General features: G+C 45.0%; 28 protein-coding genes and 2 tRNA genes. 6 read left to right on the top strand and 24 right to left on the bottom strand.

Annotation, left to right across the window (positions count from 1 at the left end):
* Positions 1–119 precede the first annotated feature (119 nt).
* From HYY55_01255 to HYY55_01280, 6 genes are all read right to left on the bottom strand, one after another.
* On the bottom strand, positions 120–308 hold the full coding sequence (locus HYY55_01255; GenBank protein QQG46455.1) for a hypothetical protein: 189 nt from the start codon (positions 306–308) through the stop codon (positions 120–122).
* A 139-nt stretch (positions 309–447) separates the two neighbouring features.
* The gene (locus HYY55_01260; GenBank protein ID QQG46456.1) at positions 448–756 is read right to left on the bottom strand and encodes a hypothetical protein; all 309 of its coding nucleotides are present in this window, start codon (positions 754–756) and stop codon (positions 448–450) included.
* A 138-nt stretch (positions 757–894) separates the two neighbouring features.
* Complete coding sequence (locus HYY55_01265) at positions 895–1,152, bottom strand: hypothetical protein (GenBank protein QQG46457.1); 258 nt, start codon at positions 1,150–1,152, stop codon at positions 895–897.
* 185 nt (positions 1,153–1,337) lie between these two features.
* Positions 1,338–1,421, bottom strand: a tRNA-Tyr gene (locus HYY55_01270).
* Positions 1,422–1,440: 19 nt separating this feature from the next.
* Positions 1,441–4,116, bottom strand: coding sequence for an AAA family ATPase (locus tag HYY55_01275; GenBank protein ID QQG46458.1), 2,676 nt, complete (start codon positions 4,114–4,116; stop codon positions 1,441–1,443).
* A gap of 35 nt (positions 4,117–4,151) precedes the next feature.
* On the bottom strand, positions 4,152–5,414 hold the full coding sequence (locus HYY55_01280) for a trypsin-like peptidase domain-containing protein (protein ID QQG46459.1): 1,263 nt from the start codon (positions 5,412–5,414) through the stop codon (positions 4,152–4,154).
* A gap of 102 nt (positions 5,415–5,516) precedes the next feature.
* On the opposite strand from HYY55_01280, the gene HYY55_01285 reads away from it, so the two are divergent.
* Positions 5,517–6,287, top strand: coding sequence for an NUDIX domain-containing protein (locus tag HYY55_01285; protein ID QQG46460.1), 771 nt, complete (start codon positions 5,517–5,519; stop codon positions 6,285–6,287).
* A gap of 125 nt (positions 6,288–6,412) precedes the next feature.
* On the opposite strand, the gene HYY55_01290 is transcribed toward HYY55_01285, so the two are convergent.
* The 5 genes from HYY55_01290 to HYY55_01310 form a co-directional block, all read right to left on the bottom strand.
* The gene (locus HYY55_01290) at positions 6,413–6,634 is read right to left on the bottom strand and encodes a NifU family protein (GenBank protein QQG46461.1); all 222 of its coding nucleotides are present in this window, start codon (positions 6,632–6,634) and stop codon (positions 6,413–6,415) included.
* Between the two features lie 199 nt (positions 6,635–6,833).
* Positions 6,834–7,469, bottom strand: coding sequence for a superoxide dismutase (locus tag HYY55_01295; protein ID QQG46462.1), 636 nt, complete (start codon positions 7,467–7,469; stop codon positions 6,834–6,836).
* Between the two features lie 88 nt (positions 7,470–7,557).
* The gene (locus tag HYY55_01300; GenBank protein QQG46463.1) at positions 7,558–7,791 is read right to left on the bottom strand and encodes a ferredoxin; all 234 of its coding nucleotides are present in this window, start codon (positions 7,789–7,791) and stop codon (positions 7,558–7,560) included.
* Between the two features lie 9 nt (positions 7,792–7,800).
* Positions 7,801–8,217, bottom strand: coding sequence for an iron-sulfur cluster assembly scaffold protein (locus HYY55_01305; GenBank protein ID QQG46464.1), 417 nt, complete (start codon positions 8,215–8,217; stop codon positions 7,801–7,803).
* Between the two features lie 92 nt (positions 8,218–8,309).
* Positions 8,310–8,585 carry a winged helix-turn-helix transcriptional regulator gene (locus HYY55_01310; protein QQG46465.1) on the bottom strand — a complete coding sequence of 92 codons (276 nt, stop codon included), beginning with the start codon at positions 8,583–8,585 and terminating at the stop codon, positions 8,310–8,312.
* A 252-nt stretch (positions 8,586–8,837) separates the two neighbouring features.
* Between HYY55_01310 and HYY55_01315 the strand changes: the two genes are divergently transcribed.
* Positions 8,838–9,320, top strand: a complete 483-nt coding sequence (locus HYY55_01315) for a 3'-5' exonuclease (protein ID QQG46641.1) — start codon at positions 8,838–8,840, stop codon at positions 9,318–9,320.
* A gap of 47 nt (positions 9,321–9,367) precedes the next feature.
* Here the strand turns inward: HYY55_01315 and HYY55_01320 are convergent, their stop codons facing one another.
* Positions 9,368–9,676 (bottom strand): hypothetical protein, encoded by a 309-nt coding sequence (locus HYY55_01320; GenBank protein ID QQG46466.1) that lies wholly within the window; start codon positions 9,674–9,676, stop codon positions 9,368–9,370.
* Between the two features lie 180 nt (positions 9,677–9,856).
* Between HYY55_01320 and HYY55_01325 the strand changes: the two genes are divergently transcribed.
* Positions 9,857–10,030, top strand: a complete 174-nt coding sequence (locus tag HYY55_01325; protein ID QQG46467.1) for a hypothetical protein — start codon at positions 9,857–9,859, stop codon at positions 10,028–10,030.
* Between the two features lie 217 nt (positions 10,031–10,247).
* Here HYY55_01325 and HYY55_01330 read toward each other — a convergent pair whose 3' ends face one another.
* From HYY55_01330 to HYY55_01355, 6 genes are all read right to left on the bottom strand, one after another.
* Positions 10,248–10,640, bottom strand: coding sequence for a hypothetical protein (locus tag HYY55_01330; protein ID QQG46468.1), 393 nt, complete (start codon positions 10,638–10,640; stop codon positions 10,248–10,250).
* A 71-nt stretch (positions 10,641–10,711) separates the two neighbouring features.
* Positions 10,712–11,992 carry a SufS family cysteine desulfurase gene (locus HYY55_01335; GenBank protein ID QQG46469.1) on the bottom strand — a complete coding sequence of 427 codons (1,281 nt, stop codon included), beginning with the start codon at positions 11,990–11,992 and terminating at the stop codon, positions 10,712–10,714.
* The gene (locus tag HYY55_01340) at positions 11,993–12,589 is read right to left on the bottom strand and encodes a SufD family Fe-S cluster assembly protein (GenBank protein ID QQG46470.1); all 597 of its coding nucleotides are present in this window, start codon (positions 12,587–12,589) and stop codon (positions 11,993–11,995) included. It lies immediately after the preceding gene.
* Positions 12,590–12,627: 38 nt separating this feature from the next.
* Complete coding sequence (gene sufB, locus HYY55_01345) at positions 12,628–14,019, bottom strand: Fe-S cluster assembly protein SufB (protein ID QQG46471.1); 1,392 nt, start codon at positions 14,017–14,019, stop codon at positions 12,628–12,630.
* On the bottom strand, positions 14,007–14,765 hold the full coding sequence (gene sufC / locus HYY55_01350) for a Fe-S cluster assembly ATPase SufC (protein QQG46472.1): 759 nt from the start codon (positions 14,763–14,765) through the stop codon (positions 14,007–14,009). The genes sufB and sufC overlap by 13 nt, the downstream gene beginning before the upstream one ends.
* A gap of 44 nt (positions 14,766–14,809) precedes the next feature.
* Positions 14,810–16,042, bottom strand: a complete 1,233-nt coding sequence (locus HYY55_01355) for an NAD(P)/FAD-dependent oxidoreductase (GenBank protein QQG46473.1) — start codon at positions 16,040–16,042, stop codon at positions 14,810–14,812.
* A 118-nt stretch (positions 16,043–16,160) separates the two neighbouring features.
* Between HYY55_01355 and HYY55_01360 the strand changes: the two genes are divergently transcribed.
* The gene (locus HYY55_01360) at positions 16,161–16,658 is read left to right on the top strand and encodes a hypothetical protein (GenBank protein QQG46474.1); all 498 of its coding nucleotides are present in this window, start codon (positions 16,161–16,163) and stop codon (positions 16,656–16,658) included.
* A 45-nt stretch (positions 16,659–16,703) separates the two neighbouring features.
* Here HYY55_01360 and HYY55_01365 read toward each other — a convergent pair.
* From HYY55_01365 to rpsB, 4 genes are all read right to left on the bottom strand, one after another.
* A tRNA-Thr gene (locus HYY55_01365) sits at positions 16,704–16,778 on the bottom strand.
* A gap of 8 nt (positions 16,779–16,786) precedes the next feature.
* Positions 16,787–17,305, bottom strand: a complete 519-nt coding sequence (locus tag HYY55_01370; GenBank protein ID QQG46475.1) for a hypothetical protein — start codon at positions 17,303–17,305, stop codon at positions 16,787–16,789.
* Between the two features lie 5 nt (positions 17,306–17,310).
* Positions 17,311–17,760 carry a translation elongation factor Ts gene (gene tsf, locus HYY55_01375; protein ID QQG46476.1) on the bottom strand — a complete coding sequence of 150 codons (450 nt, stop codon included), beginning with the start codon at positions 17,758–17,760 and terminating at the stop codon, positions 17,311–17,313.
* The gene (gene rpsB, locus HYY55_01380) at positions 17,753–18,514 is read right to left on the bottom strand and encodes a 30S ribosomal protein S2 (protein ID QQG46477.1); all 762 of its coding nucleotides are present in this window, start codon (positions 18,512–18,514) and stop codon (positions 17,753–17,755) included. The genes tsf and rpsB overlap by 8 nt, the downstream gene beginning before the upstream one ends.
* Positions 18,515–18,578: 64 nt before the next feature.
* On the opposite strand from rpsB, the gene rpmE reads away from it, so the two are divergent.
* Both rpmE and HYY55_01390 read left to right on the top strand, forming a co-directional pair.
* Positions 18,579–18,815 carry a 50S ribosomal protein L31 gene (gene rpmE, locus HYY55_01385; protein QQG46478.1) on the top strand — a complete coding sequence of 79 codons (237 nt, stop codon included), beginning with the start codon at positions 18,579–18,581 and terminating at the stop codon, positions 18,813–18,815.
* Positions 18,815–19,555 (top strand): PCRF domain-containing protein, encoded by a 741-nt coding sequence (locus tag HYY55_01390; protein ID QQG46479.1) that lies wholly within the window; start codon positions 18,815–18,817, stop codon positions 19,553–19,555. Before rpmE ends, HYY55_01390 begins: the two co-directional genes overlap by 1 nt.
* Positions 19,556–19,610: 55 nt before the next feature.
* On the opposite strand, the gene HYY55_01395 is transcribed toward HYY55_01390, so the two are convergent.
* Positions 19,611–20,384 carry an SDR family oxidoreductase gene (locus tag HYY55_01395; protein QQG46480.1) on the bottom strand — a complete coding sequence of 258 codons (774 nt, stop codon included), beginning with the start codon at positions 20,382–20,384 and terminating at the stop codon, positions 19,611–19,613.
* Positions 20,385–20,430: 46 nt separating this feature from the next.
* Positions 20,431–21,747, bottom strand: coding sequence for a lytic murein transglycosylase (locus HYY55_01400; GenBank protein ID QQG46481.1), 1,317 nt, complete (start codon positions 21,745–21,747; stop codon positions 20,431–20,433).
* Positions 21,748–21,752 lie beyond the last annotated feature (5 nt).

Genomic DNA, 21,752 nt, shown 5'->3' on the forward strand with positions numbered 1-21,752 from the left:
ATGAAAAATTTAAGAGAAAATCAAAAAGAAGAAACCCACCAGATTGCGACCTGGTGGGTTCTGACCGAGCGCGAAGCTCGGCCGGTTAGGATTGGTCAGAACGCTCATCTCGTGGCTGGTTATGTGCAGAGCCATTTATTCATGTAATAAAAAGCGCTTCCAAAGAGTATATAGGTCAGCTTGTGGGTGAACTGGGCCCACGCACCGACATCGGTGAACTTGACGCCGATGAAATAATCGATCACCGTGACGAACGCCGAAGCGATAAGCAGGAAAACGAGATAGCCGAGGAGCTTCTTGGCCTTCATTATTTTGTCTCCTTAAGGTGCTGGATTACCACGATTCCCTCGTGGCAGGGTTACCGGATTTACAGGGTTTTCACCATGATTCCGATATCATTAATAACAGTGTATTACATAATGAAAGTCAAGACAAACAAAAAAGGGTCTAAAATGCTGTTTGGATCGTATATTTTCCAACTTTTGTGGGCCAAGTTTTATTGGCAAGTCCCGGACTTCTTTTGCCGACCAAGTCATTTCTATAAGGTTCATTTTGGATGAAACCCATGGCAATGGTTGCGTTACATTCGGTTTCTTTGTGCAAAGAGCGGATATATTGTTCGGCTTCTTTAAGAATTGCTTCTGTGGGCCCTTCTCGAAAATCTATTTCTTCAAGATGATCAAAATCGCAGCAAGCGCACTTGCCGATAACAAATAGGCCCGTACCGACGCCTCCGGCCACGGCATATTCCTCCATCAAACTTTAAAGAATTCCAACGCTATTATAATATTTTTTGGGAAGCTGTCAACAAAAAATCAAAAAGAAGAAACCCACCAGATTGCGACCTGATGGGTTCTGACCGAGCGCGAAGCTCGGCGGTTGGGGTTGGTTGGCCTAGCGAGGACCGACGCGCCATCCGATCATGTTGGTGACTCGAATGGGCTCGACCAGTGCATCGGTGGTGAACTCGAGTCCACCTTTCGGATGGCGGTACGAGCTGATCCGTATCGTCGCGCCGGATAGGATGTCCACCACGAAGAGTTCGCCCGCCGGGTTCGTGAAAACCCGCAGGTTGCCACCCTCGTAGTGGATCGGGAACTGGTCGCCCCCGAACCTGTCCTCCTTCGGCTTTTCCGTCGCGGTCTCTGGCATTGCGGCATCTCCTTTCATGGTTGGGGTTGAGTTCCTACGACACAGCAACCAAGAAAATAAAATTTCTAAGCTATTGTGTCGTAGGAAAATAGGCCAAAATTCACAAGGTGCTATTTTAACTTACTGCTAGAAGTATAGCATATCTGTCTTATCATGTCAAGCTATTGCCACTCACTTTGTTCGTGTGCATGGGGAGGGATTCGAACCCCCGAAGCCCATAGGGCGCTTGGTTTACAGCCAAGTGCGATTGACCACTCCGCCACCCATGCGATTAAAATACCAAAACCACTATACAACGCTTTTAACTCTTTTTGAAGCCCTTTTTACTGATTCGGTTTTTGTTTTTAGTTCAATTTCTCCGCCTTTTTCATCAATAACTAATCTATCTCCGGCTCTGGCGGAACCGGCGATCATGCGCTCGGCAATGGCGTTTAAAATTTTGGACTGAATCAAACGCTTCAGCGGCCGCGCGCCGAAATTCGGCTCATAACCCTCGCGAGCCAAATAATCTTTGGCTTTGCCGGTCAATTCAAAACCAATGCCTTTTTCAGCCAACCGTCCTCTAACCTCATTAAGCTGAATATCCACTATTTTTGCTATTTCTTCGCGTCCCAAAGGATTGAAAATAATTATATCATCAAGCCGGTTTAAAAATTCCGGACGGAATCTCTGCTCAAGCGATTGCACAATTTTTTCTCTCAAATCTTTTCCGCGATTGCCGTCAATTTCTTTTTCTTCAGCGGTCTCAAAGCCCAGGCGGCCGAGTTCTTTGGCAAATTCCGAACCGACATTGGAAGTCATTATGACAACGGTGTTTTTGAAATTCACCATCCGGCCCTTGGCGTCGGTCAGACGGCCGTTATCCAGAATCTGAAGCATAATATGGAAAACTTCGGGATGGGCTTTTTCAATTTCATCAAAAAGCACCACGGCATAGGGCCTATGCCTGATAAGTTCCGATAATTGCCCGCCTTCTTCATAGCCGACATATCCCGGCGGAGAGCCGATAATTTTGGAGACCGCGTGCTTTTCCATATATTCAGACATATCAACGCGGATAAGCGCTTTTTCATCGTTAAACATAAACTCGGCCAGACGCCTGGCCAATTCCGTTTTACCCACTCCGGTAGGGCCCAAAAACATAAAAGAGCCGATGGGCCTTAGGGGGTCGCCGATTCCCGCGCGAGAACGCCTTACGGCGTTGGCTATTTTGGAGATGGCTTCGCTCTGGCCAACCACCTTTTTTTCCAATTCAATTTCCGTGCGAAGCAATTTTTTGACTTCCGCCTCCAAAAGATTGGTTACGGGAATTCCGGTCCAGCGCGCGACAACTTGCGCGATGTCTTCCGGCTCCACCTTTTGTTTTAAAATGCTCCGCGATGATTGAAGCTTACGCAAGCGCTGTTCTTCCGCCTTTAATTGCTTCTCGGTTTCCGGCACGCGGCCGTAGCGAATTTCGGCGACTTTGGATAAATCGGCCGAGCGTTCGGCGGCTTCCGCTTCCTGGCGCAACACGTCTAAATCCTTTTTAAGGCGGCGGATATTGGCTATCGTCTCTTTTTCATTTTTCCATTTTAATTCCACTCCGGATGTCTTTTCGCGAAAACCCTCTATTTCTTTTTGCAGTTTTTTTATTTTTGACTTGCCGGCGGGCGTTTCCTCTTTTTTCAGGGCCTCTTTTTCAATTTCCAATTTCATAATGTCGTTTCTGGTTTTTTCCAATTCTCCGGGCATGCTGTCTAATTCCAGGCGCAGGGCGGACGCGGCTTCGTCCATCAGGTCAACGGCTTTATCGGGCAGAAATCTGTCGGTTATGTAACGCGAGGCAAGTTGCACCGCCGATTGCAGGGCGGCATCGGTTATCTGCACCCCGTGATGAATTTCGTAACGCTCTTTTATGCCGCGTAAAATCGCGACCGCGTCCTCCTGCGTCGGCTCTTCAATATAGACCGGCTGAAACCTTCGGGTTAAGGCCGGGTCGCGCTCAATGTATTTTTGATATTCCTTTATCGTGGTGGCGCCTATGGCATGCAATTCTCCGCGAGCCAGCGCCGGCTTTAGCATATTTGAAGCGTCAATCGCTCCTTCGGCGGCTCCGGCGCCGACAATGGTGTGCAATTCATCAATGAAAAGAATAACTTTGCCTTCGGCTTTTTCAATTTCGCGCATAACCGCTTTCAAACGCTCTTCAAACTCTCCGCGGTATTTCGTGCCGGCAACCAATGACGCCAAATCCAGCGCGACCAATTCTTTATCTTTCAGGGCGTCGGGAACATCGTTTGCGGAAATTTTGCGCGCCAACCCCTCCACGACCGCGGTTTTGCCCACTCCGGCTTCACCGATTAAAACCGGATTATTTTTTGTCCGGCGGCTCAATATTTGCATAATGCGCTTGATTTCTTGGTCTCTGCCGATAACCGGATCCAATTTATCCTCGCGGGCAAGATGAGTCAGATTGCGGCCGTAACGCTCAAGCACCTTTAGTTTTGTTTCCGGCTCAAGGTCGGTCACTCTGCCCGACCCTCTCAATTCTTCAAGCATCCTTTTGACTTCTTCGCGCTGGAGATGATTGGCCGAAAGAATATTCTGCGCTTTTGAAGGCACGTCAAAAATAGCCAAAAACAGATGTTCGGTTGAAATAAATTCGTCTTTCATTGATTGCGTTATGCGATAGGCGACATCAAGTATGCGACCGAACTCCTGGCTTAAAAACATCTGGCTTGACGGCATTAAGACATTTGATCTTATTTTAGAATCCAAAGCCGACATCGCCGAATCGATCAAATCGTTTAAATCAACATCCATTTTTTCCAAAATGGAATTGACTATGCCCTCTTCCTGCAAAATCAGGGCGGCTAAAAGATGCAGGGCATCCACTTGATTTTGGCCGCGCTCAATAGCCAGTTCGTGCGCTCGACGAACGGCTTCCTGGGCTTTTATGGTGAATTGACCGAATGGAGGCATATTTCAAAAAATTTCTAATTACTAATATCTAATTTTTAAAGATTTTGCGGGCGTTCAACAAGTTCCGCTTCCACTTTTAATTCTTCGGCGTTGCGCAATACTTTCAATTCCACTTTTTCACCCACTCTCCTTTGGCTTATCAATTTGGCTAAAGTGTTATCTTTATTCACTCTCACGCCGCCGAACTCTAATATTATATCACCTTCTTTCAGGCCTGCGGCCTGCGCCGGAGAATTGTTTATAATCGCGGTCCGGCCTTCGCCCGCAATCAAGAGCGCGCCGTAATCAACCGACAATTTCTTTTCTTCTTTAATTTGCGGCGTAACTGAAAGATAATGAACGCCCAGATAGGCATAGCTTATCTTTCCGAAATCGCGTACGTCCGAGACGGCTTTTTTCACGGAATTTATCGGCAAAGCGAATCCGATGCTCTGGGCTTCGGAGGCGACAGCAGTATTAATGCCGATGGCCCGTCCGGCCGAATCCAGCAGCGGACCGCCGGAATTTCCAGGGTTGATCGCGGCATCGGTTTGGATTACTTCCTGCAAAACTTCAGGGCCGGAAGCGGATCCGGAAGCGACGATCGTCCGGCTAAGTCCGGCGATGACTCCGACTGAAACCGTATTTTGAAATTCACCAAGAGCGTTGCCGATGGCCACGACTGTCTGACCGACTTTAAGATTGTCTGAATTTCCAAGCGAAATAAAAGCAAACCCGCCGCCGTCCACTTTCAAAATCGCGACGTCCTGAACCGAATCTCGCGCCAAAACTTCAGCCTTCATTTTCCGGCCGTCGTTCATTAAAACCGTGTATTCAACGGTTTTATCTTCAACCACGTGGCGATTGGTGACCAGATATCCATCCTCAGTTACAAAAAATCCGGAGCCGGCTGAAATCTGCCTTTTTTCAGTTCCTTTTTGGCGGTATTGCGGAACTAAAATCTGCGGCATCTCTCCTGAAAAAAACCGCCGGAAGAAATCATCGTTTTCAAAGGGATTGATGAAATATTGTTCTATGACCGGAACGTCTTTGGAAGCGGTAATGCTGACCACCGCCGGCAAAGTGTCGGCAACAAGCTTGATAATTAAACCTTCCGAAGTAATAATAAAATCCGAATTTTGCTTTTGGTTATCCGACTTATTGTCTATCACTTTCTCAATCACCCGATTGATGGTTTGGGTTATTGGAGCCGGCGCCTGATTAACCAAAGTCACGCTGACAATGCCGGTAACAAGCGAAGTTATAAAACTCACCAAAAGAACCAGCAAAACTAATTGTGTTTTTGTCAGATTTTCCATTTACCCAATTTACTTGACTTTTTATCCGCTTATATATATAATTGTAAGCGGAAGTGGTTATTTTGTCAACAATTCAGCTCACAAAAGCATGGGGAGAAAAAAATGAACATTATTGAAATTCCCGATGGCGCGGAAATACATGTTGCAGGAGCTATATTTGAGCCAAAATTTTCACAGGTTTTACTTGTTAACAACAATGCCTATAAAGGAAAACCGTTGGGTGTTGGTATTCCTGGCGGCAGAACATCAACTTCTGCTCTACTTGAACGTTTACAATTTATATTGGGTAAAAAACAAGGGAATTGGTTAGAAACACAGCAAAAAACAGAGGAACCGGAAGATTGGACTACAATGTTAAATCGCCTTTTCAAATATAGCGACTTTATAAACGTATTAGACCAAATTTTTGAAGAGTTACAACGGTTGCAGCAAAAAAAATGTATATTATGGAGTGATCTTAGCCGCGGGGCAAGAGACATGCTTCTTCGCGAAAAACTTTGCGTGGAAGTAAAAAGCGAAACGGGCGTTGAAAAAGAGGAACTGGAAATTCTTAACCTGCTTTCTTACGATATTGTGACTTATCCGGACAAAATCATACATAGAGTCATATATTTCTGCTCAACGGAAGCGGTCGGCATACCCAGAAAACATTATAAAGAAGAAGTGGACGAATCGCGCTGGTTTGATGCTAGCTTCTTGCCGGAAACCATGTATCGCAATCACCGAAAAATCTTCGAAAATCCGGCAATTGGCCATCTTTCCGACCATTGGAGAAAAATAAAACGTCGGGAAAAAAGATATGAACGATTAGCAAAGCCCGAAGAACCGGACGAAGAAACTCTTAGAGCCCTTTTTGAATGGGCAAAACCATAATAATTTTCAAACGCGAATTTCAAGTCCCGCCGCTCTGATAGAGTGGCGGGTTTTTTTACCCCCACACCAATTGAGCAATAGCGCCTCTGGCGCAAAATAAAAAATTGCTCAATTGGTGTGGAGGTTTATGCTTCTTCAACGCTTTGGATTTGCGGAATTTTTGATTTTAATATTTTCTCAATACCAGCTTTAAGCGTAACGATGCTCAAGGGGCACCCTTGGCAATTGCCTTTGAGCCGTAATTTTACAACTCCGTTTTCAAAACCGGCAAATTCCAAATCGCCCAAATGCATAGCGAGCATCGGTCTTACTTCCTTGTCCAAAATTTCTTTTATGCGTGATTCCATTTTGAATAACAACGCAAAATTAACTTTCGTTGGCTTGCGGAAAAACTTTGAAAATTAAAGAGTTTTGAAACGAAAAATAGCGAGTAGGAAATTCCTGAGCGCAGCGAGGGAGGAACGATGGAGCGTTATTTTTCGTGAACAAAACGACTATAATTTTCAAGTTTTGGAGCACTGTCATAAGAAAGTTAATTTTGCGTTGTTAAATTGAAAATCGTCTTTCAACCTCCTGCCAATTTACAACATTCCACCAAGCATCAACATATTCCGCTCTGCGATTTTGATATTTCAGATAATACGCGTGCTCCCAAACATCAATTCCTAAAAGCGGAATAAGGCCCTGTGAAATCGGACTGTCTTGATTCGGCGTTGTCATAATGGACAAGCTCTTCGACTCGCCTTGCTCGCTCAGAGCAAGCCACGCCCAACCGCTGCCAAAAACTCCTATGGAGGCCGCGGCGAATTTCTCTTTGAAATCCGAAAATCTGCCGAATTCTTTATCAATTCCGTCAGCCAGCGCGCCCGACGGTTCCATAAGACCGCCCTTCGATGCTCTCAGGGCCGGCGGACTCATCGTTCGCCAGAAGATAGAGTGGTTAAAATGTCCTCCGCCGTGATTGCGAACGGCCGTTCTGATATCTTCCGGAATTGAATTTAAATCCTTTAGCAACTCTTCAACTGATTTTTCCTGCAGGGCGGGATACTTTTCCAAAGCTGCGTTTAATTTATCAACATAGGCCTGATGATGTTTGGAATAATGAATTTCCATCGTACGCGCGTCAATATACGGCTCAAGCGCGGAATAATCGTATGGTAATTTTGGAAGTTCGTGTTTCATATAAAATCGATGCTAATATGCGAATTTATGCTAATAATACTAATAATTTATTTGTATAATTCGTATGCATTTGTATATTGGTATCGCATTATTCCGGAAATATCTGCTTGCCTTCTTCGTCGTATAAAATAATCGCTTTTGTGGGGCAGGATTTCGCGGCGTTCAGTATGGTTTCAAAGTCCGCCGCGTTTTTATCCACGATATAGGCCTTATTTTCCTGGTCAAGCGCGAATACGCCCGGTGCTATCGCCACACAGCTAGCAGCACCTATACAAAGCTCCCGGTCAATTTCTATTTTAGAGATTTCTTTGCCCTCGGCCATTCTTCAATTTTATATCCCACCCCTTTCAAGAGCAAGTTTTACGGCCTCAAGTCCAAACAAAACGCAATTTTGGCGAGATGGCGAGGGGGTCCCGCCGACCATTTTAAAAATATCTTCGTTTTTGATTTTTTTGATAAGAGAAATGGGCCTGCCTTTGATGTGTTCCGAAAAAATTGACAGAGCCGCCCGCGATAAAATACACCCCTGAATCTGATATTTAATGTCGGCGATTTTGCCGTTTTTAATTTTTAAAAAAATCTCCGCCTCATCCCCGCAAAAAGGATTTTTAGCCGAAATCTTTTTTGTGCCGTAAATCACCCCGACATTCCGCGGATTCCTCGCATGCTCCATTATCAACTCCTGATAAATCCCATTAGAAAACCCTTTATCGGGAGTCATCAGAAAATTTTTGTTTGAGTTATTCATATTGTCTGTCTTTATAAATATCCGCCGTGAAATCATAAAATCATGAAATTATAAAATCATAAAATCTATTAAAAGACCCTCAACCCATTCAACTATTCGAGCGAATGTGAAATATATTTGGCTATGTGGTGGCATTCCGAAGAAAGACGATACCACATCTCCGAACTCCTCTGTTCTTTCTCCGTAATGTCGGCGGCGGCCAGCACTCCCAGATGTTTTGAGGTGGCCGTAAAAGATATTTTGATTTCTTCGGCAATATCGCCGACAGTCGCTTCTTTTTCTTTTTTTAGATATTTAACAATGGCCAACCTGCGCCTGTTGGCTAGGGCTTTCAAAATTCTTTCCGTTGCTTTTATATTATCTTTCATATCTCACCGTCCTGTTGATTCTATCACGATATCCATACTCATTCAACCATTCGAGCGAATGAGAAAGAGGAAGGAAAAATTTAGGGAGAATTTGGGGAGAATTTAGGGAGAACTTGGAGGAGAATTTTTTGACAATAAATATTTACTACATTAGCATACTTTCAGCATCCAAAGGAGGCCAAAGTCTTGAAAAAAGAAATATACATATCAGTAGATATCGAAACTGACGGTCCAATCCCGGGTGATTATTCAATGATGTCGTTTGGCGCATGTGTTGTCGGTTCTCCCGAAATTAGTTTTTACCGGGAACTCAAGCCTATTTCGGATAAATTCATACCTGAAACCGTCGCGGTACCCGGGTTAAACAGAGATCAGCTAATTGAAACTGGCGTAGATCCCGCAATTGCCATGCAAGAATTTGTTCTGTGGCTTAGTGATACTTGCGGACAAACTGCATGTCCTATTTTTATAGCATTCAACGCAACTTTTGATTGGATGTTCATAAACTGGTATTTAATTCACTTTGTCGGCAATAATCCGTTCGGAATCTCCGGTTGGGATATCAAAGCGTACTATGCCGGCATCACACGGAGCAATTCCTGGTCTGACACTTCAAAGAAAAAAATGAATAAGAGATTTCTTTCTCCCAGACCACACACCCATAACGCTCTTGATGATGCTCGTGAACAAGCAGAAATTTTTATGCGCCTCCGCGAAGAAGCCAAATCATGTTAACTCCTCACCTCAAGACCCCGAAATAGGGGGTCTTTTCTATAAGAATTTCATTTCAATCCGGATTGCTTTCTTCGTTCTTCAATAATCCGCTCTTGCTCTAACCTTCTTCTTTCCACATCCTTATCAATTTCTTCCAGTGCTTTTATCGCTCCTTCTTTATGCTCCGGGCAGTAAAATTCTCCTTCGATAAACCATCCATCTTCGTAAAATGCGAAATTATTATTTTCGCCCATACACTTATCACATTGCCTGGTTTCATCTTCTTGCAACCGCGCTCTTTCAATATAAAAGCCCTTTCCACGAAGTTCTTCTTCCAAACTTTTATCAATTTTTGGTTCCCCTTCCATATTTTTCATTATAGCTTACTCCGACACCCCACGACACTCTTGTTATTTATTGACCAGATCGCACGAATTGTTATACTAAATTCAGTAATTGATACATCAAAACTTCGAACAGGGAGGCAGAAAATGACGCTACACCTTATCAACAACGGATGGATTCAACAATTTCTGATTTCACAGCCAGAAAGTGGTATGGGTTTTCAACAGATAGAACTTCATTTGAAGGACGGGAGAATAATCCCGCAGCTTACAGCTGCTAACGCCGAATTCATTGAAATTCCGAGTCACTGTGGAAATATCACCGAGGACGACATTTTAAGAATCGCGATGCTTCATGGAGGGGTTGGACAAAAACCAACACCTTAAATGTTTTTCAATATGGCCTGCCTTTGGCAGGTCTTTTTTATCCTCACGCGCCGTGACATCTCTTGATGTGTGATACGGATGGAAACATACAATAATCTCAATTTAGTTCAAAAAGTTTTGGTAAGCAAACTGGTATAAAAAGACGGGTTAGCAGGTTTCCCCACTAACCCGTCTGTGTTGTTTGCCGCATTGCACGGCCCTACTTCTGGCTGGCGAGCTAGGCCAGAAGCTTCTGGAGTGCCGACACCTCTGGTGTCACGATGTTGATGGGCTTGCAGAGGAACGCAATCAGCTCCTCGAGCGGGTGCCGGGGACCGGGCAGCAGGGCGCTGAAAACGTTCTCCTTGACAAGGAGCGCGCCGTCCGCGTCCATGATGCGGACCTCGCAGTAACTGCCCTCCTCCCAGTGCTTGGCCTCCACCCGCACGGAAACGACGCAGGCACCGTTGGCGCCGAAGAGGCGGTAGAGATTGGGATCGCTCTCGTCTTTCTCCGGGCGCAGGGCGCAGAACTTCTCGGCCACCTTCTCCCACAACCGCATCACCATGGTTCGGTTCTGTTGATCGTAATATCTCATGAAATCACCTCCTCCCTTTTTTGTCTCGGTCATTTATGTGCTACTCCTTTATATATGCTACACCCTTATTGTTATTTTGTCAAGCCCACAACGTTTATATTTATTTACCACACCGTGCGAACAAACTTTTTGTGAATTTCTTTAAGCGCGCGGATAAAATAATCTATTTCTTCTTTGGTATTGTAAATATAAAAACTTGCTCGTAATGTCGCGAGAACGCCCAAATGCTTCATCAAGGGTTGGGCGCAATGGTGGCCGGCGCGAACCGCTATGCCATATCGGTCAAGCATGGTTGCCGCATCATGCGGATGAATCCCGTCCCGGTAACATATTTTCGACAATTGTTGAAAATATGTTACTCCGCAAATATTAAACGAAATAATTCCGGTGCGGTCCTTTGTTTTTTCAAATCCGAGCAAGTCCACAAACGGCAGTTTTTTCATTTTTTCCAGCGCGTATTTTAAAAGTTCGCGCTCGTGATGCTCAATATTTTTCATTCCGATTTTTTTCAAATAATCAATTGCTTCGCCGAACAAAATCGCGCCTTCTATATTCGGTGTGCCCGCTTCAAACTTCCACGGCAAATCATTCCAAGTTACGCTTTTAGCCGTAACCTCGCGTATCATCTCGCCTCCTGACATAAACGGCTCCATACTTTCCAAAATTTCAGATCTCCCCCAAAGCGCGCCGATGCCTGACGGCGCTAGCATTTTATGACCCGAGAAAGCGAAAAAATCGCAGCCGATTTTACGAACGTTCACCGGAATGTGTCCGGCAGATTGAGCGCCGTCAATCAAAATCAAAGCCCCGACTTTATGCGCCTCTTTACATATTTTTTCAACCGGATAAATATAGCCGGAGACGTTTGAAATGTGGGCTACGGCGACTAATTTTGTTTTTTTAGTCAATTTTTTTCTGAAATCCGTGAAATCAAAATCGCGCGTTGATGTTAATTTGACGATATCCAGTTTTAATCCGCGCTCGCGAGCCAGACGCAGCCACGGCACAAAATTGGAATGATGCTCCGAAATCGTCGTCAGTATTCTATCGCCTCTTTTAAATTTTCGCCCCAAAGAGTAAGCGACTAAATTGACGGCTTCGGTGGCGTTACGGGTGAAAATTATTTCTTTAGAACTTTGCGCGCCGATAAAATCGGCGGCTTTTTGTCGGGAGAGCTCAAATTCTTTCGTGATTTCTTCGGCCATCTGATAGGCCCCGCGATGCACATTGGCGTAAGAATGCGCGTATAGTTTTTTCAGCCGCTCCGTAATAATTTTCGGCTTCTGGGTAGTGGCGGCGTTGTCAAAATAAACAATAGCGCGTCCGTTTATTTTTCGCGTAAGTACCGGAAAGTCCTTTTTTATTTTTTTGAAATTAAAAATCATTTAAACTAAAAGTGTTTTTATAATTTTCTCCGTTTCCGCCAAACCCAAACCGGCCCGCGAAAGGGGCGCTGATAAAAATCCCGCGCTTTTCAGCCGCTCCGCCTTAATCCGGTCAACTCCTCTTGTCGCCATATAAAAAATATCTTCGTCGGATATTTTAGATACGGTTGCCGCGTGTCCCGCCCGTTCAACTTCGCTTGTCAGTATTTCCAGACGGGGGTCTACGCGACAGCTTGCCTCATCAAAAATAATCGCCCGTCCGTCAAACCATGCGCTGGAATTCTTCGCGGCGCTACCAACCTTCACGTTCCCGGCAATCTCTCCCGATGAATCGTCTCTGCCGATGCAGCGAACCATAGTGTTTGAAAAAGAATTTTCTCCCAGATGGTTCACGCGTATATTTATGCTTATTTTATCCGTTTTACTCGCCGAAAACAAAAAAATATTGGTCAACTTTGCCCATTCGGCCAGATTGAATTCCAGATTCCCCGCGAAACTTTTTACCCCACCTAAAAGCCAGACAAAGGTTTTTTTTTGGTTGGAGGAGATGCGAAAATTTTTGTCTATTTTTTTACTTTTAATAAATTCTATTTTCAAAATTTTTAGAAATTAGAAATTAGTAATTAGAAATTGCATCATCCCACGCTTCCTTCCATTTCCAATCTTAATAAATGATTGAGCTCGGCAGCGTATTCCATCGGCAGTTCCCGCGTAAGATCGCTTAAAAATCCGGAAACCAAAAGGCCGAGCGCGTCCGATTCCTTTATTCCGCGCGAGCCAAGATAAAAAATTTTATCCTGTCCGACCTTTGAAACCGAGGCCTCATGCTCAATACTTGAAGTCGGTTCTTTAATATCCATTGTCGGGTAGGTATCGGAGCGCGAAAGTTCATCAAGCAATAAAGCGTCGCATACCACTTTACTTTTGGAATTTTTAGCGCCCTTAATTATTTTAACCATGCCCCGATAACTTGTCCTTCCGCCGCCGGAAGCCACGGATTTTGAAATAATCCGGCTTGATGTCTCCGGCGCCAGATGCACGGCCTTACCTCCGGCGTCCTGATGCTGGCCGGCGCCCGCGTAAGCCAAAGACAATACCGAACCGCGCGCCTTTGGACCGCGCAAAAAAATACTCGGATATTTCATGGTTGCGCCCGAGCCGATATTTCCGTCAATCCATTCAACATTAGCTTCTTCTTCCGCGAAAGCGCGTTTGGTCACAAGATTATAGACATTTTTAGACCAATTTTGAACGGTGGTGTAGCGCACATTCGCTCCTTTTTTTGCGATGATTTCAACTACGGCCGCGTGCAAAGACGCGGTTGAATAATTAGGCGCGGTGCATCCTTCAATATAGTGCACGCTTGAGCCCTCTTCGGCAATAATCAAAGTCCGCTCAAATTGGCCCATATTTTTGGCGTTAATCCTGAAATAGGCCTGCAGGGGAATTTCAACTTTTACTCCGGCCGGAACATAAACGAAACTTCCGCCCGACCAGACGGCGGAATTAAGAGCCGATAGCTTGTTATCCGCGGGAGGAATAACCGTGCCAAAATATTTTTTGAAAATTTCAGGATATTTTTTATAGCCGGTGTCGGTGTCGCAAAAAATAACCCCCCTGCTTTCCCAATCGCCTTTTATATTGTGATACACGACTTCCGAATCGTATTGCGCCGAGACCCCCGCCAAATATTTTCGTTCGGCTTCAGGTATCCCCAATCGCTCAAAAGTATTTTTTATGTAAGGCGGCACTTCGTCCCAACTTACGCTTTGGCGCTCGGCTGGACGGACAAAATAAATAACATCGTTAAAATCAATACCCGATAAATCCGCGCCCCACTCGGGCATTTTTTTGTCATTAAAAATTTGAAGCGAGCGCGAACGAAAATCGCGCATCCACTTATCTTCGCCTTTTATTGCCGAGAGTTCCCTCACGACATTTTCAGAAAGTCCCGCCCGAAAAGCGCTCACCGGCTTTTCCTTATCAAAAAATCCGTATTTGTATTTGAATGTTTTTATATTGGGCATTTTAAGTATGAATAGCCCGACTCGCCTATACGCTCGGCCAAATCCGCACTACCGCTTTTAACGATTTCGCCATCAATCATAATATGGACTTTATCCGGCTTGATATATCGCAAAATTCTTTGGTAGTGCGTAATTAAAATCACCGCCATGCCTTTGTCTTTAAAAACCGATATTTCCTCGCCGATTTTTTTTAAGGCGTCAACGTCAAGACCCGTGTCAATTTCGTCAAAAACGGCAAGGCGCGGCCCGAGCATCTGCATTTGCGCGAGTTCCAGTTTTTTTCTCTCGCCGCCTGACGCCCCGTCGTTAACGGCGCGCATTATGAAATCGTCCGCAAGCCCTATTTTTGAAAACCTTTTTCCGATTTCGTCTCTTAATCCGAAAATGTCGGTATTATTTTTCGTTTTTCGTTTTATGCTTCGCGCTTCGCCCGCCGCCTGCATTAAAGAAAAAAAACTCACTCCTTCAAGGGCGGGGGGCGTTTGAAATCCTAGAAAAATTCCGAGGCAAGCGCGCTTTTCGGGCTTTAAACCGTTTATTTTTTTCCCGTTGAAATTTATCTCCCCTTTTTTAATTTTATAATCGGGGTGTCCGGCAATGCTCATAGCCAAAGTGCTTTTGCCCGAACCGTTAGGGCCCATTATCACATGGGTTTCGCCGGAATTCAGCGTGAAATTTATGTTTTTTAAAATCGGCTTACTTTCAATGCCGACACGCAAATTTTTTATTTCCAAAAGCCGGGGCATTATCAGCCAAAACTACCACTTAAAACCCATGAAATCAAAGGCCCCTAAAACCTCGCGCCGTAAAGCCATATTTTTAACGCTTTCTTAAAAGGCAAAATGCTCAAAAAATAGCCCAAAGCGATGAAGCGTTTTAAAAACCAGCCAAAAAGTCCGCTTAATTTTAACCAACCCAAATCAATTACGGCGTATTTTCCTCCGAGGGGCATGACAAAACGCGACTGGCGCGGATGGTATTTAAAAACCTTCCGGCCGCAAAGTTTTCTTTTTACGGAATAAGCGGCGTAAATTCCATGCGAAATCGCCGTTTGAGCCGTCATGGGAAGCGGCTTTTTGTCAAAACCCTCGCAATAAGCGATATCTCCCAAGACAAAAATATCCTCGCGCTTGTCCGGATGCAGATATTTATCAACGACGATGCAAGAACCTTTACTTTTTTCAATATCGGTTATTTTTTCCGCAAGATCATTGGCTTTGACTCCGGCAGTCCATATCAAAACATCGTAAGCGACGGGCCGTCCGCTTTTTAAAGAAATAATTCCGTCTTGAACGTCCACCACCGGATCGCTGACAATGATTTTCACTCCCAAATTTTTCAGGCGCTCCTCGGCTTTTTTTCTGGCCCACTCGCCCAAGGCCCCTAGAATCATAGCCGAACCCTCAATGATTGAAACGCGGACGCTGTCTTTCGGATGGCCATGCAAATACGAAAGCTGGTCCGTGAAATTAATAATTTCCGAAGCAACCTCGCAGCCGGTAAAGCCGCCTCCACCAACCACGATGTTAATCGCCTCCTGCTTGGCCTTACGCGAAAAAACTTCGTCAATGGCGTTTCTGACATTTAAAGAATCGGCCGTGGTTTTAAATTCCAAGGCGCGCGATTTCAGACCCGGAATGCCGTAAAAATTGCTGACTGACCCGGCCGCGATAATCAGCCAATCGTATTTTATTTCTTCTCCCGAAGCCAGTTTGACGGATTTATTTTTAAAATTGAATCCGTCCGCTTCGGCAATCATAATTTCAACATTTTCGCTGCCCTCAAAAATTTCAGCAAGCGGTATAGTTACGCTTGAAAACATCAGACGGAATTTAGCCCGACTAAAATGCTCTTTGTGGTCGGGTGACGGAGAAAGAAGTTTGTAATAATCCGGCGTATAAGAGTGATATCCGTTTTTATCAATAAGAATTATTTTAAGGTCGCGTTTATGCCGCGCCAAGTCCAGCGCGGCTCTGACGCCCGCGAATCCTCCGCCGATAATCGCCACTATTTTTTCTCGCATAAAATCATTTTAACGCATTTATCAATATAAGCATATCGCGTATTTCTACCTTTGACTTTTGAATTCGGGGAGGTACGATTGAAATAGATAAAATAGATAATTTGAAAAGGAGTAGACAATGCTAGCGCTGAAAATGTTGGGTGCCAGAATGGCCGGCGTAATTTATGTCTGGGCTCTCTTTTACTGTTTCTTGACGGTGATGCAAAAAAATCTTGAAACAATGAAATTTTTTGCCGGCGCAAAAGATATTCAAACATTCATCATTATTTCAAGCCTTATATACACGGGAATCGCGCTCATCATAACGGACTGGGCGGTTAGTTGGATTTTTTACAAAGTCAAAAGCGGATTCGTATATATGGCTGCCGTGTCTTTAATCTATAGCGCGCTTATACTGATACCGAGCATCAAACTGCCGTCTCAAACAATGGTGCCTCTTATACTGCTTGCCGTAGTCGGAATGATAATCTGCATAATCAGAATCAATAACTATATGGAAAAATTGAAATTCGGACTCAAAGCAAAACTCTTTATCGGTGTGTATGTCATCATAGAATTAATAATTATGACAGCCGGCATCGTCATGATATCCATAGCCCTGCGTCCGCCCGCCTAAATTGCAAACGGCTAAACCCTCTCTGGTTTAGCCGTTTTAATATTGTGGAGCCGCCCCCGAGATTCGAACTCGGAACCTACGGTTTACAAAACCGTTGCTCTGCCATTGAGCTAGGGCGGCAATTTATTTTATTTTTGAGAATCATCTTTTTCGCGCCCATCGCCGCCGTTTTTCAAGCCGTTTTTGGCCTCGCGCATTTCATTCCAAAATTCCGCGTTCTTACTATTACCGTTACCATTGCCATTACCGTTACTCTCGTTCACGGACAAATTATTGCCGTTTACTTCGCCGTTGCTCTGCTGCGCGTGCGGGCCATTGCCATTTTTAATGGCAACTCTGCGCCCGTGAAAATAATCCGAGAGACGATGCAAAAGAGTTTCGGTTTTCAAAGTTATGAGCCGAGAACGCCTTAATATTTTCTCCCCAACCTTAAACAAGGCCGGCCTGACTACGCTCGCGATAAATCCTTCAAACGGCTGAACCACGTCCTTACGGACAAAGTCAAAAAAGGGAGGCTGGTTTTTTATTATGGCCTCGCGTTCTTCTGCCGCCAGAAAACGCAAAGACATAATCCTGCGCCCCGCCAAAAAAACAATTCCGATGAAGCTTAAAAAACCCAAAGACGCGAAAAATATCGTGGCGAACATAATGTTTATAAAGTTATTCTATAAAACTTAGCGATTTCTACGTTCTCGCCGAATTTGGAAATAATTTCTTTGAGATAATCCCCGACCGTTTTTGATTGGTCTTTTATAAACGGCTGGCCCATCAGATCTTCAATTTTTTCGGCTTCCATGGCTGCCGCCTGCATAGCTAAATCGTGGACAAAAGTTCTGAACTCCGGGTTTCTGGACACAAAATCGGTCTCGGTCCTGACCTCAATCAAAACTCCGAGCTTCCGGTCACTATGGATATAAGCGTCAACCACTCCGGCACGCGTTTCCCGCTGCGATTTTTTAGCAGCGAATTCAACTCCTTTCCGCTTCAAAATTTCAAGAGCTTTATTGAAATCGCCGCCGGATTCATCCAGAGCCTTTTTACATCCGGTTATGGACGCGCCGCATAGCAGACGCAATTTTCGCACCGTATCCAAATCAGACATCTTTTTTTGACCCTTCTTCGGTTTTAACCCGGATTAATTCCGCGCCGGATTTAAAAGCCGCAACCAATCGATCCAAAATATATTTTATACTTGAATGAGCCGAGTCATTGGCCGGAATGATATAAACCACCGAATCAGGATTGCAATCCGTATTCACGATACCCACTGTTTTCAGACCGATCTTTTTGGTTTCGCGGGTGGCTGTTTTTTCCTCACACGGGTCAATAATCAAAACGGCATCAGGTATTTTTTTTAACGAAACCAGACCCGCGAATTTACGCTCAAGATTGGCGATTTCGTCGTTTAAAACCAGCTGTTCTTTTTTAGTGTATTTGGCCAATTCTCCCGAAGATCTTTTAATCTTCAAATCCTCAAGGTAATCAAGACGTTTGCGCATAACGCTGAAATTAGTCAAAAGCCCGCCGGGCCAGCGCCTGGCAGAATAAGGCATTCCCAATTCCTCGCCGGCTTTTTCCACCAAAAGCGCGGCCGACGGCTTGGAGCCAACCAAAAGCAATACCCCTCCTTCGGAAGCAATTTTTTTTAAAATCTCCTCGGCTTCGCGCAGTTTCCCCCTGACTTTCTCCAGATCAAAAACCTCAACATTATTGCGTAAACCGAATATATAAGCCTTCATTTTGGGATGACGCCGCGTTCGGGAATAACCTAAATATAAACCGGCCCGAAACATTTCTTCTATTTCGGGATCAACGACCGCGGCTGTTTGAGCCTCTTTTACATCTACTTCAGGCATAGGAGCTATTTTAAGATATATTGATAGATTGCGCAAGATCGGTTTTTATGCTAGGGTATAAGTTATGAAAAAAGATATCCATCCGGCTTATTTCCCCAGTGCCGCAATAAAATGCGCCTGCGGCAAGACATATAAAGTCGGTTCAACCAAAGAAAAGATAGAGATTGAAATATGCGCTAATTGTCATCCGTTTTTTACCGGAAAGGAAAAACTCATTGATACCGCGGGCCGCGTAGAAAGATTCAAGGCTAAAAGAGAAAGGGCGGCTAAAATCGCGCCGAAAAAGAAAGGTAAAAAGTAATGGCGGAACTAACACCTCAATCAATAATTCTTGAAATAAGAGCCGGCGCCGGCGGACAAGAGGCGTCGCTTTTTGCCGCAGAACTCGCGAATATGTATACCAAATACGCCCAGAAGCAAAACTGGAAAATAACGCTGATTAATTCTTCGCCAAGCGAGTTAGGCGGATATAAAGAAGCCATTATTGAAATATCAAATCCCGAGGCTTACGCCAAACTCAAGCAGGAGGCCGGAGTGCATCGGGTTCAACGGATTCCAGCCACGGAAAAATCCGGACGCATCCACACTTCAACCGCGTCAGTCGCTATTCTGCCTATTTATCCGGCACAGTCTTTTGAAATAAAACCGCAGGATATTGAAGTGGAATTCACCCGTTCCGGAGGTCCCGGCGGACAAAATGTAAATAAAGTTGAAACAGCCGTAAGAATAACCCACAAGCCGTCGGGTATCGCGGTGCTTTCGCAGGATCAGCGCTCGCAGCAGTCCAACCGCGAAAAAGCAATGAACATTTTGCGGGCAAAATTGATTGAAATGGAGACGGAGAAAAAATCCGGTTTAATTACCGAACAAAGGCGGGAACAAATCGGCACTCAAGACCGCTCGGAAAAAATACGCACTTATAATTTTCCGCAAGACCGCATCACCGACCACCGCATCGGCAAGAAATGGCACAATATTGAACGCATTTTGGCCGGCGATCTGGACCCGGTTGTTAAAGCTTTTCAACGGCAGGAAAAATAAAAATGGGGAAAATAAGAAAAATAAAAACTTGGACACGCCGTGTCCAAGTTTGCCTCTAACTCGCGAGATATCCGCCGTCAACCGGAAGAATCATTCCATTTATGAACTGGGAGGAGGTAATTAAAAACCGCACGGCTTCGGCCACTTCTTCCGGCGCGCCTTTTCTATGAAACGGCACGCGCTTTTTGTATTCTGCCCAAGCCGCTTCCGGAAGGCCGGCGGTCATAGAAGTATCAATAATACCCGGAGCAACCGCGTTGACAGTGATGTCAAAGGGATGTCCGTTTTTATTAAACGGCGCCTCTAGAGCAAGGGTCTTAGTTAAACTCTCAAGCGCCGCTTTTGATGCCGCGTAAATCGCGTTGCCGGCATCGCCTCGGGAGCCCATGACTGATGAAAAATTAACTATTCTGCCGTAACCGCGCTCGCGCATAATCGGTAAAACCGCCTTAATCCATTCAAAAGTCGTCAAAAAATTGACGCTAAAAACCCTTATTACTTCTTCCGAGTCGGTCTTAATCAGCGGGGCCGGTTTTTGCAAAACTCCGGCGGCATTAATTAAAACATCAATTTTCCCGGTGCTCTCAAGAATCAGCGAAACATTTTGCTCAACCGAGGCCTCGGCTCCCATCAATCTTAAAAACGCTTTTCTCTCCGCTTCTTTTAAAAATGCCTGAAATCCGCCGTCCTGAAATTTTTCCGAGCAATCGCAAAGAAAAAACATGGATTCGCGCGTCCAAGCGTCATCAATCAAAGCCAAATTCCTCGTAATCGCTCTTCCAATGCCTCCGGCCGCGCCCGTAATCACTATCGTCTTGCCCACGCGCATCCTCCTCAATCAAAGTTCAAAGACCCATCAAACCTTATCGCAAAACCTATCTTTGCGCAAGAATTATATTCATCTGTTCTTGATATTTTGAGGCCAAAGACATCACATCATCTCCGTAAAAAGCGTAAGCCGGCTTAGACCAATTTCCGCCAGCCAAGTATCTCAAGGCCGCGCGGCGTTCGGCCTGATATGTCCCTTCGGCCGCGCCGTTGTCTTTCAAAAGAAGAGCTGAAGCCATAAAAGCGTCCTCGGCGTCCCAGGGATTTGGCGGATTGTGGCCGGTATGACGCGCGACTAAATTTTTATACAAAAGCCAGGTTGTGGGTATGAATTGCGCGGGGCCCATGGCGCCTCCGCAATATCCATACCAGGCCTTTTTTGAAACGGGCATTAAATCCGGGTTTAATCCCAATTCGGATGTAATTTCCTGAAAAGCCGTACGCTGTTTGGCGCATCTGGAATGGCTCAAATCTTCACGCCAGTTTCCGGTCCCGACATTGGCGCCAAGATTTGATTCTTCGGCAATTACGCCAAGCAAAAAAGCCGGCCTGACGCCTGTTTTTTGGAAGGCCTTATTGGCAAGTTCCACTGCGCGCTCAAAAGGAATATCGGGAGAACCGGTTAAAAGAAAAAGCTGGCTGCGAATGGTGGCGGCGTCTTTTTGTTTGGCCGAGAGAACTTTCTGATATTCGGCTTCTTTGCCCTTGGTAATTTTCAGCAGATTTTTCTTTTCGGTCTCCCGTTCCTCAATCCTGTTTTTTTCCAAAACCTGCAGGGATTTTAACTGATTTTCTTCGGCCTTGCGGGCCTCCAAATCGTCTATTTCGTTCTCGGTAATCAACTTTGTCTCTCTGATTAAAGCTATGGATTCGTGAATTGACTGCTGTACGGCTTCCATATTATCAAGTTCGGCGAAAAATTCCGAAAGATCATCTCCTCCGATAAGCGTTTCAATCAAAGAAGTATGGTCCAGCTCGTCAAGACGGCGCAAAAGTTCAGACAAAGAATTTTTCTCGCGCCCGACTTTAGATAAGAGTTCGTCTATCTTGACCGACTTCGCGCCGATGCTGTTTATAATATTTTTAATGGCAATATCCCGCGCCTTAATTTCAAGCTGGGCTTTTTTTATTTGGGCATCAAGTATGGAGATATCGCGCTCAAAACTTGCCGATTCCTGCTGTTTTCCTAAAATCAGCGAGCGAAAACCGTCTATCTGCCCTTCTAAATCAGAAAGCTCCTTTTCAAGTTCCGCCCGCCTGTTACCCACATCTTCCGGACTTACGGTTTGGGCCAAAGCCGTAATCAAGAAAATTCCAACGCTAACTGCCGCGGACACTACGGCGAGTAATGTTCTTTTACGCATTAAAT

This window comes from Candidatus Niyogibacteria bacterium, from assembly GCA_016432485.1.
Classification (GTDB): domain Bacteria; phylum Patescibacteriota; class Minisyncoccia; order HO2-45-28; family HO2-45-28; genus HO2-45-28.